We start from the raw sequence: 16,702 nt of genomic DNA, 5'->3' as shown, positions 1-16,702 counted from the left end.
ACCGCCGGACGGCTTGCCAAGGACCGGGTGGAAGCCCCCCGGAGGGCCCCGGGAGGCTCCCGGACGACCTCGGAGGAAGCCCTCCGAAACGCCCGGAACCGGCCCCTCAGATTAGCCCTCGGACCCCTTGCCGCCGGACCGGGGTGCGCCGACCACGGCGCCCGCCTTCACGCCGCCGTCCTTGCCGGACGAGGGGGCCTCGAAGGACTCCAGCGCCTCCAGGACGTCCTGGACGCGGGAGATCTCCGCGTTGATGTCCTCGCGCCGGCGCACCAGGATCTCCAGCTCGCGCTTGCCCTCTTCGACCGTGCGCCGCGCCTCGCGGACCGCCTCGGCCTTCAGCTCCTCGGCCTCCTTCACGAGGGTGGCCTTCTTCTGCTCGGCCTCCTTCAGCAGCCCCTCGGCCTTCTTCACCGCTGCGATCCGCACCTTGCCCGCCTCGGAGTTGGCGTCCGAGACGATCTCCTTGGCCTTGGCCTGCGCCTTGGCCAGCTGCTCCTCGGCGGCCTTGATCAGCGCGTCGCAGCGGTCGCCCGCCGACTTCATCGTCTCGGCCGCCTCACGGCGGGCCCGCTCGTGCAGCTCCTCGATCTCGGCGGTCAGGCGCTCGCGCAGCTCCTCGGCCCGCTCCCGGATCTGCGTGGCGTCCCGGCGGGCGCCGACGAGCAGCTCGTCCGCGTCCGTACGCGCCTTCTCGACCAGCGTGTTGCCCTGCACGGTCGCCTCGGAGACGATCCGCTCGGCCTCCTGGCGGGCCGCGCCCACCATGGTGTCGGCCTGGGACTCCGCCTCCGCCTTGGTCTTGACGGCGCTCGCCTGCGCCTCGGTGAGCAGCTTGTCGGCCTCGGCGGTGGTCTCCGTGATCAGCGTGTCGACCTGCTCGGCCGCCTCCGAACGCCGCTTGTTGGCTTCCCTGCGGGCCTCGTCCAGGGTCCGCTCGGCCTCCTCGCGGGCGGCGGCCAGCGTGTGTTCGGCCTCCGCCTCCGCGTCGGCCTTCAGCCGCTCGGACTCGCTGCGGATCCGCTCGGCACGGGACTGCGCGGAGCCCACGGTCTCCGCGGCCTCGGCACGCAGCCGCTCCGCGTCCCCCGTGGCGTCCGAGATCAGCTTGTCCGCCCTGGCGGCGGACTCCGCCCGTACCCGCTCGGCCTCCGCGGCCGTCTCCGCGCGCAGCCGGTCCGTCTCCTCGATCGTCTCCGTCCGCAGCCGGTCGGCCTCCGCGATCGTCTCCGTCTGCAGCCGGTCCGCCTCCGCGCGCGCCTCGGAGATCAGCGTGTCCGCCTGCGTCGCCGCCTCCGAGCGGATGCGGTTGGCGTCCTCGCGGGCGTCGGCCCGGGTGCGGGCCGCGGCCTGGTCGGCCTCGGCCAGCGCGTCCGAGGCCTCGGTACGCACCCGCTGGGCGTGCTCGGCGACCTCGGCGCCGATCCGGTCCGCCTCCGCGATCGCCTCCGACATCGTGCGCTCCGAGAGCGACTTGGCGGCCTCGGCCTCCTCCTGCGCCTCGCGCCGCAGCCGGGAGGCGTCCTCGCTCGCCCGCTCCCGCTCGGCGTAGGCGTCGGTGCGGACCCGGTCCGCCTCCTCCTCGGCCTCCCGCTTCGTACGGTCCGCCGCGTGCTCGGCGGCCGAGCGCAGCCCGGCGATCTCCTCCTGCGCCTGCTCGTGCAGCCCGGTGACGGAGTCCCGGACCTGCTGCGCGTGCTGCTCGGCGGCGGTGACCATCTCGGTGGCGCGCCGGTCGGCCTCCTCCACCAGCCGGGTGGCCTCGGCCTGCGCCTCCTCCACGCGCCCCCGCGCGACCGCCAGCAGTTCCTCGCTCTGCTCGCGGGCCCGCTCGCGCTCCTGGTCGGCCTCCTGCCGGGCCGCACCGAGCAGCTCCTCGGCCTCGCGGCGGCGCCGGGCGGCCTCCTCCTGGGCGGCGGCCAGCGTCTCGGACGCCTCCGAGGCCAGCCGCTCCGCGGCGGCCTGCGCCTCCGCACGGACCCGGTCCGCGGTGTCCTGGGCCTCCGCCTTCAGCCGCTCCGCCTCCGCCGAGGCCTCCGAACGCAGCCGTACGGCGATCGCCTCGCCCTCCGCGCGTGAGGCGGACGCGTCCGAGGCGGCCTCGTCACGCAGCCGCTCGGCCTCGGCCTCCGCCTGCTGCTGAAGGGCGCGGATCCGCTCGGCCGCCTCGGCGCGCAGCCGCTCGGTCTCCTCGCCGGCCTCGCGGCGGATCCGCGCGGCCTCCTCGCGGGCCTCGGTCAGCGCCTGCTCGGCGGCGGCCAGGCGCTCCTCGGCCTCGGAGTGCAGCCGGGTCAGCTCCTCGGCGGCCTCCGACCGCCGGGCCTCGACCGCCCGCTCGGTCTCCTCGCGCAGCTCGGCCGCGGCCCGCTCGGCGTCCGCCTTGACCGTCTCCGCCTGCTCCTCCGCCTCCGCGCGGTGCCGCTCGGCCTCCTTGCGGGTGCGCTCCAGGGTCTCCTCGGCCTGCCGGCGCAGCGTGGTGGCGCGCTCGATGGCCTCGGTGCGCACCTTTTCGCTGTCCGCGGTCGCGGTCCCGCGCAGCTCGTCGGCGTCCGCCTTGGCCTTGGCCAGCAGTTCCTCGGCGGACTTGGCCGCCTCCTCGATCTGTGCCACGGCCTCGCGCCGGGCCTCGGCCCGGATCCGCTCGCCCTCGGCTACGGCCTCGGCACGCAGCTGCTCGGCCTCGCCGCGCAGCCGGCGCGCCTCCTCCTGGAGCTCGACCGTCTTGGCGCGGTACTCCTTGGTGTCGTCCTTCGCCGCGCCCTTGAGCTGCTCGGCGAGGTCGTGCGCCTCCGCGCGCAGCCGGTCCGCCTCGGCCTCGGCCTCGGTACGGATCCGCTCGGCCTCCTCGGCGGCGGCCTTCGTGGTCTGGCGGGCCTCCTCGGCCGCCTTGTTCAGCACGTCCTCGGCGGTCCTGGCCGCCTTCGACAGCTGGGTGGCGCTCTCCTCGGCGGTGATCGTACGGGCCTTCTCCGCGGCCTCGGCGACGATCTTCTCCGCCTCGGCGCGCGCGTCCGCGACCAGCTGCTCGGCCTCGGACTTCGTCTGCTCGGCCTCCTTCGTGGCCTCCTCGACCAGCCGGGCGACCTGCTCCTTGGCCGTGCGGGTGCGCTGCTCGTTGGCGGACTCCGCGCCCGCCAGCGCCTTGGCCGCGGCCTCCTTGGCCTCGGTGACCGTCTTCTCGGCCTCGGACTGCGCCTTGCGCAGCGCCTCCTCGGCCTCCGCCATGCGCTGCTCGGCGGCACGGGTCAGCTCGGCGGCCTGGCGGCGGGCGGCGTCGGACTCGCTCGCCGTGCTGCTGCGCAGCTGCTCGGCGTGGTCGGTGGCCTCCTGGGCCTGGTTGGAGGCGGCGTTGAGCAGGCGCTCGGCGTCGGTACGGGCCCGGCGCAGGATCTGTTCGGCCTCGGCGCGCGCCTCCTCGGCGGTGCTCTGCAGCCGCTGCCGGGCCTCGGCGGTCAGCCGCTCGGCCTCCGCGCGGGCGGCGGCCATCGCCTGCTCGGCCTCGGCGCGGGACTCGTCGAGGAGCCGGCGGGCCTGCTGCTCGGTGCGGGCGCGCAGCTGTTCCGCCCAGGCCACGTTCTCGTTGACGTGCGACTCGACGGTCTGCCGGCGCTCGGCCAGCTCCTGGTCGAGCTGCTGGCGGCGGGTCACCGCCTCCTGGTGCAGCTCGGCCTGCAGGCGCGCGGCCTGCTCGGCGTGCTCCTGGAGGATGCGCTGGGTCTGCGCGCGGGCCTGGCTCAGCTCCCGCTCGGCGTCCGCGCGGAGCTGGTCGGCCTGCATCTGCGCGTTGCGCAGCAACTGCTCCGCCTGGTAGCCGATGTCGGCACTGTCGTAGGCGGGCCGGGTCATGAGGGTGCGCCGCGCCTCGTGCAGCTTGGCGCGCAGCACCTCGACCTGGTAGCCGAGGTCCTCGGCGTGCTGGATCGCCTTTTCCCGCTCGGTCTTCAGCCGCTCCATCTCGGCCTCGAACCGAGAGAGGTGGTCGACGTCAGCCGCCGGCTCTCGCTCCTGGCGTTCGTAGCCCCGCACTGCGCGGTCCCATCCGTCCCCTGGTCGCAAGCCTGTCCAAACGAGCTCCGTCCATCCGCCGAACGGGGCCCCCGGGGAATGGTGTCAGATCAACGGCGGAGCACGGGCTGCTGCCCCGTCGCTCGTCCCCCGAAACCCGGACCCCGGCGAGGTTCCGCCGCCCGCTACGGCACAACCCGGCCGCGACGGCAGAACCCGGCCGCCCCCGCATTCAGGGACGACCGCCCCCAACCCTACCGGCCCTTATGTACGAGGGTCAGTGCTCAGCCGACTCAACAGCCGCCGAAGTGACCAGTTCTGTCAGGACACCGTGACAATCCTTGGGGTGCAGGAAGGTGATCCGTGACCCCATGGAGCCGCGTCGCGGCTCGTCGTACAGAACGCGTACGCCCTTGCCCCGGATCTCGGCGGCGTCGCCGTCCACATCCGCCGTACCGAAAGCGATGTGGTGGACGCCCTCACCGTTCTTCGCGAGCCACTTCCCGACGGCGGAGTCCTCGCGGGTCGGCTCCAGGAGCTGCAGGTAGGAGGCACCGCCGTCGGACGTCTCGTTGATCTTGAGCATGGCCTCGCGCACGCCCTGCTCCTCGTTGACCTCGGTGTGGAACACCTCGAAGCCGTAGGTGGCCCGGTAGAACTCGACGGTGGCGTCGAGGTCGTGGCAGGCGATCCCGATGTGGTCGATTCGCGTCAGCATGGTCTCAGTGCAACGCCAACCCGGTGGTTACGCAACGTGCGCGCGATCACACCGACGGCCCGATGACGGAGCGGACCGCGCGTCAGTACATTCGAAGTAAACCCTCGTTCACTCCTCGGCTGTGCAGGCCGGTAAGGGGATCGCAGCTCATGACTTCTGGAACTCCCGGTACGACCAGCTCGGTGATCGTCGCGGGCGCCCGTACGCCCATGGGCCGGCTGCTCGGCTCACTGAAGTCCTTCTCCGGAGCCGACCTCGGCGGCTTCGCGATCAAGGCCGCTCTCGACCGCGCGGGGATCGGCGGCGACCAGGTGCAGTACGTGATCATGGGCCAGGTGCTGCAGGCCGGCACGGGGCAGATCCCGGCACGTCAGGCCGCGGTCAAGGCGGGCATTCCGATGAACGTCCCGGCCCTGACGATCAACAAGGTGTGCCTGTCCGGTCTGGACGCGATCGCGCTGGCCGACCAGCTGATCCGCGCGGGTGAGTTCGACGTGATCGTGGCCGGCGGCCAGGAGTCCATGACCAACGCGCCCCACCTGCTGCCGAAGTCCCGCGAGGGCTTCAAGTACGGCGCGGTGCAGATGCTCGACGCGATGGCCCACGACGGCCTGACCGACCCGTGGGAGAACATCCCCATGGGCGAGTCCACCGAGAAGCACAACACCCGCCTGGGCATCGGCCGCGCCGAGCAGGACGAGATCGCTGCCCTCTCCCACCAGCGTGCCGCCGCCGCCCAGAAGAACGGCGTCTTCGAGGCGGAGATCACCCCGGTGGAGATCCCGCAGCGCAAGGGCGACCCGGTCCTGTTCAGCAAGGACGAGGGCATCCGCGGCGACACCACCGCCGAGTCGCTGGCCAAGCTGCGCCCGGCCTTCACCAAGGACGGCACGATCACCGCCGGCTCCTCCTCGCAGATCTCCGACGGCGCGGCGGCCGTGGTCGTGATGAGCAAGGCCAAGGCCCAGGAGCTGGGCCTGGACTGGATCGCCGAGATCGGCGCCCACGGCAACGTGGCCGGGCCGGACAACTCCCTCCAGTCGCAGCCCTCCAACGCGATCCTGCACGCCCTGAAGAAGGAGGGCCTGGAGGTCTCCGACCTGGATCTGATCGAGATCAACGAGGCGTTCGCCGCCGTCACCGTGCAGTCAATGAAGGACCTCGGCGTGTCCACGGAAATGGTGAACGTGAACGGCGGCGCCATCGCCCTGGGTCACCCGATCGGGATGTCCGGGGCCCGGCTCGTGCTGCACCTGGCGCTGGAGCTGAAGCGTCGCGGCGGCGGTGTCGGCGCGGCGGCGCTGTGCGGCGGCGGCGGCCAGGGCGACGCGCTGATCGTCCGGGTGCCGAAGGCGTAAGAACCCTTCTCGGACCGACGAACGACCTCACGTAGAACATGTGAGCCGATGGGGGTGCGCCGGTGTCGACAGTCCGACCGCGCTCAGGCCCGAAGGGCTGAGCACGGTCCGGCTCTCGACACCGGCTGAAGCACCCCCTGAGGCGAAGGAAGACGCAGAACGGAGCAGTGATGCAGGACGTCTCCTCGCTGGTGGCCCAGGCCAGGGAAGGCCGGCCCCGGGCCGTCGCCCGGCTGATCTCCCTCGTGGAGGGGGCGTCCCCGCAGCTCAGGGAGGTCATGGCGGCGCTCGCCCCGCTGACCGGCAACGCCTACGTCGTGGGCCTGACCGGCTCCCCGGGTGTCGGCAAGTCGACGTCCACCGCGGCGCTGGTCACCGCGTACCGCAAGCAGGGCAAGCGGGTCGGCGTCCTGGCGGTCGACCCGTCGTCTCCGTTCTCCGGCGGCGCGCTGCTCGGCGACCGCGTGCGCATGTCCGAGCACGCCTCCGACCCGGGTGTCTACATCCGCTCGATGGCGACCCGGGGGCATCTGGGCGGGCTGGCCTGGGCCGCCCCGCAGGCGATCCGCGTCCTCGACGCGGCGGGCTGCGACGTGATCCTGGTCGAGACGGTCGGCGTCGGCCAGTCGGAGGTGGAGATCGCCTCCCAGGCGGACACCTCCGTCGTCCTCCTGGCCCCCGGCATGGGCGACGGCATCCAGGCGGCCAAGGCGGGCATCCTGGAGATCGGCGACGTCTACGTCGTCAACAAGGCCGACCGCGACGGCGCCGACGCCACGGCCCGCGAGCTGAACCACATGCTGGGCCTGGGCGAGTCCCGCGCCCCCGGCGACTGGCGACCGCCCATCGTCAAGACGGTGGCGGCCCGCGCCGAGGGCGTCGACGAGGTCGTCGAGGCCCTGGAGAAGCACCGGGCGTGGATGGAGGAGCACGGCGTCCTGACCGGGCGCCGCCTGGCCCGCGCCGCGCACGAGGTGGAGACGATCGCGGTCACGGCCCTGCGGGAGCGCATCGGCGACCTCCACGGAGACCGTCATCTGGGCGCCCTCGCCGAGCGCATCGTGGCCGGCGAACTGGACCCGTACCGGGCGGCGGACGAACTGGTGGCGGGCCTGACGCAGGCCTGAAACCGGTCGGCCGCACGGTACGGAGAAGGCGGAGCCCCAGGGCTCCGCCTTCTCCGTACGTGAGGGCCCGCCGGGGCCCTCAGGGGCGCCCTCGCTGCCCCCGCAGATGCTCGGCGATGGGCTTGAGGGCCTTGTCCAGCTCCATCAGCGCCTCCGGCTCCAGCAGGTCGATGAAATGCCTCCGCACGGACGCCACGTGGTGCGGCGCGACCTTCCGCATGGTCTCCAAGCCGTGCTCGGTGAGGACCGCGTACAGGCCCCGGCGGTCGGACTCGCAGTTCTCACGGCGCACCAGGTTCGCGTTCTCCATGCGGGTGATCTGGTGCGAGAGGCGGCTCTTGGACTGAAGAGTGGCGGTCGCGAGGTCGCTCATCCGCATCCGCATGTCCTCCGACTCGGAGAGATTCACCAGAATCTCGTAGTCGTTGATCGTCAGGCCGAACGGCTGCAGGTCCTTTTCGAGCTGGTACGTCAACAGCTTGTTGACCTCCAGGTGGGTGCGCCAGGCGCACTGCTCCGCATCGGTGAGCCAGCGGGTGGCCGTCTCGGTCTCCATGAATGAAGTCTACCTAAGAAGTTGAAAGGCGTACTAGTGAGGGGTGGTGTGATGGCGCGCACGTGTTCGAGCCGTCACGGTCCGCAGACTACCGCTCACAGCCCGAAGCGACGCTGGAGGTCTCCGAGCTGTCCGGGAAGGCGCGGTGCGCCGGCTTGCGGTCCGTGGCTTCCGGACACTCCCGAGCCACCGGGTACCCCGGGCTCGTGCGGAACCACTCCCGTGGCCTGCTCGGCCATGAGGGTCTCGGTCGACTGCAGCAGGACCGTGCCTGCTCCCACGAACTCGAACTGATGCTCCTCCCCGGAGGCCCCGCCCAGGCCCGTCATCGCACGTAGACCGCCCATCACCCCGGTCATGTACCCATGGTCGTAGTGATGGCAGGGGGAGGGGCAGTCGGCCCACCCGACGAGCGCCTGCGGGTCCACCCTGATCGGCGGCTCCATGAACACCACCGGTCCGTTGGACGCGGCCACGAACTTCCCGGTTCCGATCAGGGTCAGAAAGCCCGGCACGATCGACTGTTTGAGCGCGAGACTTGGCTGAAAAGCAAGCAGATTGCCCGAGCGAATGGTCAGATTGCCGTCGTCCAGGTCGTAGGAGTTGACATCGAAGGCCCGATCGGCCAGCAGCATCTTGCCCGAGCCCTCCGCCACGACCCAGTCGCTCGCGTGCAGAGGCGAATGGAACGAGGTCCGCACCAGACGGTCCAGCCGCCCGTGCCCCACCCCGTTGAACTCGATCGTCCCGTAGTAGGCGATCATCTTCCCCTTCTGCAGGAACCACTGGCCTCCCTTGAGTTCCACGCAGAAGGTGTAGCTGTTGACGTTGTCGTCCGCCGGCAGGTTCATCGGGTCGTACACCACGGGCCCGGCCGTTCCGTAACCGCTCACAGCTTCTCCTCCGAGGCCTGTACGTACACCGCGCCGTTGCCGCTCAGCTCCAGTTGGAAGGCCTCGCCGGACCCGCGCCCCACCATGTCGCGCCAGCCCAGCGCCGTGGAGAGCTTGTTGCGTACGTCCCCATGGTGGGCGACGTAGGCCTGCGGGTCGACGTGGACGGGGCGCTGCGGGGTGATCGGCACCTCGAAGACGCCGCCGTGCGCCATGACGGCGACCGCGCCGTGCCCCGTGAGGGTGGTGGTGAACAGCCCCTGGCCGGTGACCTGGCCGCGCACCATGCCCATGACCCCGCCCTGCGAGCCCATGAACATCGTGCCCTGCCGGAGCGTGCCCTCGAAGGCGAGCAGCCGGTCCGCCTCCACGTACAGGGTGTCGCCCGACAGGTTGATCACCTGCACATGGTGCCCGCCGTGCCCGAAGAACACGGTCCCGCTGCCCTCCACGGTCATCAGCGGCGTGGCCTCGCCCGCCACCCGCCGTCCGACCATGGACATCAGCCCGCCCTGACCGCCCTGGATGTCGGGCGTGAAGGACACGTCCCCCTTGTACGCCAGCATCGCCCCCCGTTGGCTGAACAGCCGCTGCCCGGGCGCCACCGTGGCCTCGACCATCTTGGAGTTGATCTCCCGCAAGGTCATGTCAGATGTCCCCCGCGATCGTGTTTCGCTCGCTCGGCTGCACGTACACGACCCCGTCCCCCTCGAACCGGATCTGGAAGGCCTCCCCGCCGCCCTCACCCAGGAGAGTGCGGAAGGTCACACCGGACTGGAAGGACTGCCGCACGTTCCCCTGATGCGCCACGTACGCCCCCGGATCGACGATCAGCGGATACTGCGGGCTGACCCGGAGCACCACCGCCGGTCCGTCGGACAGGATCGCCGCCTGCCCGTGCCCCTCGACGGTGGTCGTGAACAGCCCGTTGCCCTGCGAGGCGCCCCGCAGCCCGGTGAACGTCGTCCCCGTCCTGAGCCCCGCGTCGGTCGCCAGCAGATTGCTCGACTCGACGAACAGCTTCTCGCCCTGCAACCGCACCAGATTGATCTCGGACGCCCGGTCGGCGAACCAGCAGGTCCCCTGCCCCCGCACCTCCATCACCGTCATCTGCTCACCGGTGAGCCGCCGCGTCACCATCCCCCGCAGGCCCTCACCGCCGCCCGTCAGCTTCTTGAAGGCCATCTGCCCGTCGTACGCGACCATCGAGCCGTTCTTCGCCTTCACGGCGTCCCCGGTCATGTCGACGGCGAGCACCTTGCTGCCTTGAAGTCGGAACATCGCCACGGTGCGAAGGTAGCGGCGGACGGGTGTGCGGACACCCCCTCCCGTCCATCCGCGGACGATTTGCCACAATGGACGAAACTTTGTGCGCGCGTTCACAAACGCGTCTCTCCCACCGAAGGTGACCCGTGGACATCAAGACCGCCACCGCCCTCCGCCGCCTCCGCCTGGTATCCGCCCCCGAGGCGGTGTCCTTCATCCTGCTGCTGATCTGCTCGGTCCTGAAGCGGACCACGGACTTCAACGCGGTACCGGTGATGGGCGCGATCCACGGCATCCTGTTCGTCCTCTACGTGCTCTTCTGGGCCGACGCCTGGAACCGTACGAAGTGGCCGCTGAAGACCGCCGCCCTCTACTTCGTCCTCTCCGTCCTGCCGACCGGCGGCTTCTTCGCCGAACGCAAGCTCAAGCGCGAGGCCGAGGACGCGGTGATCGCCTCCCGCGCCCGCCGCGAAGGGATCGTGAACGCATGATCGTCGCCTTCTCCGTGACCCCCCTCGGCGTCGGCGAGGACGTGGGGGAGTACGTGGCCGACGCGGTCCGCGTGGTCCGCGAGTCCGGCCTGCCGAACCGCACCGACGCGATGTTCACCTCCGTCGAGGGGGAGTGGGACGAGGTCATGGACGTCGTCAGGCGCGCCGTGGCCGCCGTGGAGGCGCGTGCCCCGCGCGTCTCCCTGGTCCTCAAGGCCGACATCCGCCCCGGCGTGACGGACGGTCTCACCTCCAAGGTGGAGACCGTGGAGCGTCACCTGGCGTCGCGGGGCGAATAACCGTCCGGAACCGGCAGCCGCGCGCCGGCGGGGGCCGGCCGCGGGGGTGCCGTCACCGTCCTGATCGGCGACGTCCCCGCGGGCGCACCGCGAGCCGCCCGGCGTTCAGTCGCCGGCGGCCAGTGCCGTCCCCAGCGGCGTGCGCTCGTACAGCACCTGATGCCCGTACCGCCGTGACGTGAGCAGCCCCGCGTCGCGCAACACCCCCAGGTGCGCGGACACCGACGACGGCGCCAGTCCCAGCCGGTGCGCCAGGGCGGTCGTCGTCGCCGGATCGGTCAGCGCGGTCAGCACGGCCGCCCGCCCCCGTCCCAGCAGCCGGGCCAGCGCCCGGCTGGACGTGCTCCGCGCGCCCGGCTCCGCCCACAGGCCGGCCAGTCCTCGCGCCGGGTACACCAGCGTCGGCTGCCACGGCGGTTCGAAGCCGCTGATCACGTCCGGCCAGCAGAAGACGCTCGGCATGAGCACCAGTCCCTGCCCGCCCAGCTCACGCTCGTGTTCGGTGTTCCAGTCGACGGTCAGTGTCCGCCCGTCCCAGGACAGCCGCCGGTCCAGCTCCGTCAACAGCGCGCCCAGCCCCACCTCGGCCAGCCGCCTGGAGTGGAAGGCCACATCGGCCTCGAGCAGTGCACGCAGCCGCGGCCACTCCGGCTCGACCAGCGCGTGCCACGCGGCCTGAAGCAGATCGGACAGCTCCTGGACCGCCCGTTCCGGATCGGCCAGCAGTGCCTGGCCGCGTGCGGACCGCAGCGCGCCGGCGGTATCGGCGAGCGACAGCGCCAGATCCTTGCGGGCGATCGCGGGGTCGGTCGCCCGCACCGCCGCGATCTCCTCCTCGAACGTGGCCGCCGGCCCGATCGGTGGCGCCGCCAGGAAGTCCGGGGTGTGCCCGCGCGACGGCATGAGCAGCCACAGCGGGCCCAGATCCAGCTGCCGCGCGGCCCGCTGGATCCGCCGCAGCCAGTGCGGGTGGTACCCGTGCCGGTCGGGCCGCCCCAGGGTCCGCACCGCCTCCTGCGTCTCCCACAGCGGGGACACGGCGAACCGGCACCGCAGCAGGTCGTCGTCTCCGAAGTGCAGAAGGTACGGCATGACGGCGACCCACCCCGGGGTGAAGATTCGGCGGACGCCGAAACTCTAGGGCGTCCGCCGCCCGCACCGCACCCTCCCTGTATGCAACAGCGCCCCGCCGCCCCTCCCGCATCGGCCGGCCCCGGCATCGCCGCCCGCGACGCCGCTCCCGGCTACGCCCGGGTCCTCGCCGTCCCCGAGTTCCGTGCCGTCTTCGCCGCCCACGCCCTCTCGCTCCTCGGCGTGATCGTCAGCGAGGTCTCCCTCTCGGTCCTCGTCTACGCCCTCACCGGCTCGCCCCTGTTCAGCGCCCTCACCTTCGCGCTGGGATTCCTGCCGTACGTCGTGGGCGGCACGCTTCTCGCGGGGATCGCCGACCGCTTCCCCGCCCGCCGGGTCCTGGTGGTGTGCGATCTGGTGTGCGCGGCCTGCGTGGCCCTCATGACGGTGCCCGGCGCGCACATCGGCGTCGTGCTCGCCCTGCGGTGCGCCCTCGCCGTCGTGTCGCCCGTGTTCCAGGGAACGCGCATGGCCACCCTCGCCGACATCCTCGGCGACGGCGAACTCTTCGTCCTCGGACGCTCCCTGCTGCGGATCGTCTCGCAGAGCGTCCTGCTCGTCGGCTTCGGACTCGGCGGCCTGCTGCTCAGCGTGGTCAGCCCCCGGCACGCGCTGCTGATCACAGTGGGCACCTTCCTGGTCTCCGCCACCGTGCTCCGCTTCGGCACCCGGCGTCGCCCGGCGCGCGGCGGCGCCCCGGGCGCGCTGGTGAGCGACTCGCTCCGGGGCGCCGGGCAGGTGCTCGCCGACCGCCGGGTCCGTCTGCTGCTCCTGCTGTTCTGGGTACCGCCGATGTTCACGGTGGTGCCCGAGGCGCTGGCGGCTCCGTACGCCGCCGCGCTCGGCACCGGTTCCAGCGGACTCGGCCTGCTGATGTGCGCGCTGCCGGTCGGTACCGTCGCGGGCGAGCTGTACGCCGGCTCACGGCTGCGGCCCGCCGTCCGGGAGCGGATCGCCCTTCCCCTGGTCTGCGTCACGCTGCTGCCGTACCTCGGCTACGCCTTCCATCCGGATCTGGCCGTCTCACTGGTTCTGCTGCTGCTGTCCGGTGCGGGGTCCGCGTACACGCTGGGCCTGGACCAGTGGTTCGTCCGGGCCGTGCCCGAGGAGCTCCGCGGGCGGGCGATGACCCTGCTCACGGCCGGTCTCATGACGATCCAGGGCGTGGGCATGGCCCTGGCGGGCGTCGCGGCGGAGTTCGCCGGGGTGACGGCGACGGTCGCGGGGGCCGGGGTGCTGGGCACGGTGTGCTGCGCCCTGCTCGCCAGGGCCGCCCGCGGTGGCGCCGGTCCCGCGAGGGACCGAGGGGCGAGACAGGGCTGACCGGGATATGACCGCCGGGTAGGGTCTGGTGACGTGCCGAAGTCCCTCAGTCTCCCGTTCGATCCCATCGCCCGCGCCGACGAACTCTGGAAGCAGCGCTGGGGCAATGTGCCGTCCATGGCGGCGATCACCTCGATCATGCGCGCCCACCAGATCCTGCTGGCCGAGGTCGACGCGGTGGTCAAGCCGTACGAACTGACGTTCGCGCGGTACGAGGCCCTGGTGCTGCTCACCTTCTCCAAGGCCGGCGAACTGCCGATGTCCAAGATCGGTGAGCGGCTCATGGTGCACCCCACGTCCGTGACGAACACCGTGGACCGCCTGGTCAGATCCGGCCTGGTGGCCAAGCGCCCCAACCCCAACGACGGCCGCGGCACCCTCGCCGTCATCACCGACAAGGGCCGCGAGGTGGTCGAGTCGGCCACCCGCGACCTGATGGCGATGGACTTCGGCCTGGGCGCCTACGACGCCGAGGAGTGTGCGGAGATCTTCGCGATGCTGCGCCCGCTGCGCGTCGCCGCACACGACTTCGAAGAGGACTGACCCGGCCCTCGGCGCACCGGCCCCCGCGGGTGACCCGGGACAAGATCTCCCGGAACGGGCGGTTACGCTCGACGGCATGAAGAAGAGCGTGCTGACCCGCTACCGCGTCATGGCCTACGTCACCGGCGTGCTGCTGGTCCTGCTGACCCTCGGCGTGATCGCCAAGTACGGCCTCCAGATCGACGGCGCCGCCCGGTTCACCACCGTCATCGGCATCGCGCACGGCTGGCTGTACGTGATCTATCTGGTCTTCGCCTTCGACCTCGGCTCCAAGGCGAAGTGGCCGGTCACCACGCAGCTGTGGGTGCTGCTCGCCGGGACCATCCCGACCGCCGCCTTCTTCGTGGAGCGCAAGGTCAGCCGCGAGCTCGAGGCCACGGTCGCGGACGCCGCGCCCGCGGTCGCCGAGGCCTGACCGCGACCGCGGACCGCGGCCGCACCGCCGTACGTCACACCTCCGTACGGCGGTCTGCCGTCGACAGTTACTAGGACGTCCTAGTAAATTCGAGGGTATGGACGCTGACGCCATCGAAGAGGGCCGCCGACGCTGGCAGGCCCGGTACGACGCCGCACGCAAGCGCGACGCAGACTTCACCACGCTCTCCGGCGACCCCGTGGAGCCGGTGTACGGACCCCGGCCCGGGGACAGCTACGAGGGCTTCGAGCGGATCGGCTGGCCCGGTGAGTACCCCTACACCCGCGGTCTGTACCCGACCGGCTACCGAGGGCGGACGTGGACCATCCGGCAGTTCGCCGGCTTCGGCAACGCCGAGCAGACCAACGAGCGCTACAAGATGATCCTCCGCAACGGCGGAGGCGGGCTCTCGGTCGCCTTCGACATGCCCACGCTCATGGGCCGCGACTCCGACGACCCGCGCTCGCTGGGCGAGGTCGGCCACTGCGGGGTGGCCATCGACTCCGCGGCCGACATGGAGGTCCTGTTCAAGGACATCCCGCTCGGCGACGTCACCACCTCGATGACGATCAGCGGGCCGGCCGTCCCCGTCTTCTGCATGTACCTGGTCGCCGCCGAGCGGCAGGGCGTGGACGCCTCCGTCCTCAACGGCACGCTCCAGACGGACATCTTCAAGGAGTACATCGCCCAGAAGGAGTGGCTCTTCCAGCCCGAGCCGCACCTGCGCCTCATCGGCGACCTGATGGAGTACACCAGCGCGCGCATCCCCGCGTACAAGCCGCTGTCCGTCTCCGGCTACCACATCCGCGAGGCCGGGGCGACGGCCGCGCAGGAGCTGGCGTACACCCTGGCCGACGGCTTCGGCTACGTCGAACTGGGGCTCAGCCGCGGCCTGGACGTGGACGTGTTCGCGCCCGGCCTGTCCTTCTTCTTCGACGCGCACGTCGACTTCTTCGAGGAGATCGCCAAGTTCCGCGCCGCGCGCCGCATCTGGGCCCGCTGGATGCGGGACGTGTACGGCGCGCGGAGCGAGAAGGCGCAGTGGCTGCGCTTCCACACGCAGACCGCCGGTGTCTCGCTGACCGCGCAGCAGCCGTACAACAACGTCGTGCGTACGGCCGTGGAGGCGCTCGCGGCGGTGCTCGGCGGGACCAACTCGCTGCACACCAACGCCCTGGACGAGACCCTCGCCCTGCCCAGCGAGCAGGCCGCCGAGATCGCGCTGCGCACGCAGCAGGTGCTGATGGAGGAGACCGGCGTCGCCAACGTCGCCGACCCGCTGGGCGGTTCGTGGTTCGTCGAGCAGCTGACGGACCGGATCGAGGCGGACGCCGAGAAGATCTTCGAGCAGATAAAGGAGCGCGGGCTGCGCGCCCACCCCGACGGGCAGCACCCGATCGGGCCGATCACCTCCGGCATTCTGCGGGGCATCGAGGACGGCTGGTTCACCGGCGAGATCGCCGAGTCGGCGTTCCGGTACCAGCAGGCGCTGGAGAAGGGCGACAAGCGGGTCGTCGGCGTCAACGTGCACACCGGGTCCGTCACCGGCGACCTGGAGATTCTGCGGGTGAGCCACGAGGTGGAGCGGGAGCAGGTACGGGTGCTCGCCGAGCGCAAGGCCGCGCGGGACGAGACGGCGGTGCGCTCGGCGCTGGACGCCATGCTGGCGGCCGCGCGCTCCGGGGCGAACATGATCGAGCCGATGCTTCAGGCCGTGCGGGCCGAGGCGACGCTGGGCGAGATCTGCGGGGTACTGCGGGACGAGTGGGGGGTGTACACGGAACCCGCAGGGTTCTGAGGCGCCGAGGGCGGTGCGGGCGGTGGAGGGTCCCGCCCCGCCGCCCCACCGTCCCGTCCCCGGGCGCCGGTATCGGCCTCGACGACCTCGTCCTCAATCTCCCGCGGAGGGGGCACCCTCGGACGGGCTGCCCGATGCCAGCCCGGTCAGAAGCACCCGCGTGAAGCTCCGTACCCACTCCGCGTCCGCCGGTTCCGCGCTGAACAGGGTGCGGTGGACGACCGCGCCCGCCACCACGTCGAAGATGAGGTCGGCGGTGCGGGCGGCCTCGCCGGGGTGCTCCTCGACGGGGAGTTCGCCGCGGGCCTGGGCGCGGGCACGACCCTCGAGAACCAGCCGTTTCTGCCGGTCCACGATCGAGGTGCGGATACGTTCCCGCAGCGCGTCGTCGCGGGTGGACTCGGCGACGACGGCCATCAGTCCGCTCCTGGCCTCGGGGCGGGCCAGGATCGCCGCGAACTGCAGGACCACGCCCTCGATGTCGGCCGCGAGGTCGCCGAGGTCGGGCATCCGGAGTTCGTCGAAGAGCTCGGCGACCGCGTCCACGACCAGTTCGTTCTTGCCCGTCCAGCGGCGGTAGAGCGTGGTCTTCGCGACCCCGGCCCGGGTGGCCACGTCTCCCAGGGTGAGCTTGGACCAGCCGAGCTCCACCAGGGCCGCGCGGGTGGCGGCCAGGATCGCCGCGTCCGCGGCGGCGCTGCGCGGGCGGCCGGCACGGGCGGGCGGGGTGCGGCTCTGCATCCCACGACCATAACCGGACCGAAACCGGCCGTTCGTGA

16 protein-coding genes are annotated in these 16,702 nt (G+C 71.9%); 8 read left to right on the top strand and 8 right to left on the bottom strand.

All coding sequences use genetic code 11. From position 1 onward, the window contains the following. Positions 1-111: 111 nt before the first annotated feature. Both scy and mce read right to left on the bottom strand, forming a co-directional pair. Positions 112-4,026, bottom strand: a complete 3,915-nt coding sequence (gene scy / locus ACWDUZ_RS22740; RefSeq protein WP_451633613.1) for a polarized growth protein Scy — start codon at positions 4,024-4,026, stop codon at positions 112-114. 256 nt (positions 4,027-4,282) lie between these two features. Further along, a complete protein-coding gene (mce, locus tag ACWDUZ_RS22735) occupies positions 4,283-4,723 on the bottom strand; it encodes a methylmalonyl-CoA epimerase (RefSeq protein ID WP_451633612.1) in 441 nt (146 codons plus the stop codon). A 149-nt stretch (positions 4,724-4,872) separates the two neighbouring features. Between mce and ACWDUZ_RS22730 the strand changes: the two genes are divergently transcribed. Continuing rightward, a complete protein-coding gene (locus ACWDUZ_RS22730; RefSeq protein ID WP_451633611.1) occupies positions 4,873-6,081 on the top strand; it encodes an acetyl-CoA C-acetyltransferase in 1,209 nt (402 codons plus the stop codon). A gap of 170 nt (positions 6,082-6,251) precedes the next feature. Continuing rightward, positions 6,252-7,208, top strand: coding sequence for a methylmalonyl Co-A mutase-associated GTPase MeaB (meaB, locus tag ACWDUZ_RS22725; protein ID WP_451633610.1), 957 nt, complete (start codon positions 6,252-6,254; stop codon positions 7,206-7,208). A gap of 79 nt (positions 7,209-7,287) precedes the next feature. Here the strand turns inward: meaB and ACWDUZ_RS22720 are convergent, their stop codons facing one another. The 4 genes from ACWDUZ_RS22720 to ACWDUZ_RS22705 form a co-directional block, all read right to left on the bottom strand. Beyond that, a complete protein-coding gene (locus tag ACWDUZ_RS22720; protein ID WP_451633609.1) occupies positions 7,288-7,764 on the bottom strand; it encodes a MarR family winged helix-turn-helix transcriptional regulator in 477 nt (158 codons plus the stop codon). A gap of 95 nt (positions 7,765-7,859) precedes the next feature. Beyond that, complete coding sequence (locus tag ACWDUZ_RS22715; protein WP_451633608.1) at positions 7,860-8,657, bottom strand: AIM24 family protein; 798 nt, start codon at positions 8,655-8,657, stop codon at positions 7,860-7,862. After that, positions 8,654-9,304: an AIM24 family protein gene (locus tag ACWDUZ_RS22710; protein ID WP_451633607.1), complete on the bottom strand. Its 651-nt coding sequence runs from the start codon at positions 9,302-9,304 to the stop codon at positions 8,654-8,656. The genes ACWDUZ_RS22715 and ACWDUZ_RS22710 overlap by 4 nt, the downstream gene beginning before the upstream one ends. 1 nt (position 9,305) lies before the next feature. Beyond that, positions 9,306-9,938, bottom strand: coding sequence for an AIM24 family protein (locus ACWDUZ_RS22705; protein WP_451633670.1), 633 nt, complete (start codon positions 9,936-9,938; stop codon positions 9,306-9,308). 131 nt (positions 9,939-10,069) lie between these two features. Between ACWDUZ_RS22705 and ACWDUZ_RS22700 the strand changes: the two genes are divergently transcribed. Both ACWDUZ_RS22700 and ACWDUZ_RS22695 read left to right on the top strand, forming a co-directional pair. Beyond that, positions 10,070-10,414 carry a DUF3817 domain-containing protein gene (locus ACWDUZ_RS22700; protein ID WP_451633606.1) on the top strand — a complete coding sequence of 115 codons (345 nt, stop codon included), beginning with the start codon at positions 10,070-10,072 and terminating at the stop codon, positions 10,412-10,414. After that, on the top strand, positions 10,411-10,713 hold the full coding sequence (locus ACWDUZ_RS22695; protein ID WP_451633605.1) for an MTH1187 family thiamine-binding protein: 303 nt from the start codon (positions 10,411-10,413) through the stop codon (positions 10,711-10,713). The genes ACWDUZ_RS22700 and ACWDUZ_RS22695 overlap by 4 nt, the downstream gene beginning before the upstream one ends. Positions 10,714-10,818: 105 nt before the next feature. On the opposite strand, the gene ACWDUZ_RS22690 is transcribed toward ACWDUZ_RS22695, so the two are convergent. Then, entirely contained in the window at positions 10,819-11,805 is a 987-nt protein-coding gene (locus ACWDUZ_RS22690) for a DUF5937 family protein (protein WP_451633604.1), read from the bottom strand. An 81-nt stretch (positions 11,806-11,886) separates the two neighbouring features. Between ACWDUZ_RS22690 and ACWDUZ_RS22685 the strand changes: the two genes are divergently transcribed. The 4 genes from ACWDUZ_RS22685 (at position 11,887) to ACWDUZ_RS22670 (ending at position 15,923) form a co-directional block, all read left to right on the top strand. Further along, positions 11,887-13,167, top strand: a complete 1,281-nt coding sequence (locus ACWDUZ_RS22685) for an MFS transporter (protein ID WP_451633603.1) — start codon at positions 11,887-11,889, stop codon at positions 13,165-13,167. A 33-nt stretch (positions 13,168-13,200) separates the two neighbouring features. Further along, positions 13,201-13,710: a MarR family winged helix-turn-helix transcriptional regulator gene (locus tag ACWDUZ_RS22680; RefSeq protein WP_030170104.1), complete on the top strand. Its 510-nt coding sequence runs from the start codon at positions 13,201-13,203 to the stop codon at positions 13,708-13,710. 76 nt (positions 13,711-13,786) lie between these two features. Continuing rightward, complete coding sequence (locus ACWDUZ_RS22675; protein ID WP_451633602.1) at positions 13,787-14,125, top strand: DUF3817 domain-containing protein; 339 nt, start codon at positions 13,787-13,789, stop codon at positions 14,123-14,125. A 97-nt stretch (positions 14,126-14,222) separates the two neighbouring features. Then, positions 14,223-15,923, top strand: a complete 1,701-nt coding sequence (locus ACWDUZ_RS22670) for an acyl-CoA mutase large subunit family protein (protein ID WP_451633601.1) — start codon at positions 14,223-14,225, stop codon at positions 15,921-15,923. Positions 15,924-16,016: 93 nt separating this feature from the next. Here the strand turns inward: ACWDUZ_RS22670 and ACWDUZ_RS22665 are convergent, their stop codons facing one another. Further along, the gene (locus ACWDUZ_RS22665) at positions 16,017-16,664 is read right to left on the bottom strand and encodes a TetR/AcrR family transcriptional regulator (RefSeq protein WP_451633600.1); all 648 of its coding nucleotides are present in this window, start codon (positions 16,662-16,664) and stop codon (positions 16,017-16,019) included. Positions 16,665-16,702: the final 38 nt, after the last annotated feature.

Source organism: Streptomyces sp. NPDC003393 (genome assembly GCF_053589015.1).
Note: the sequence above shows the minus strand (reverse complement) of the source record. Positions and strands in the feature narration are given on the sequence as shown.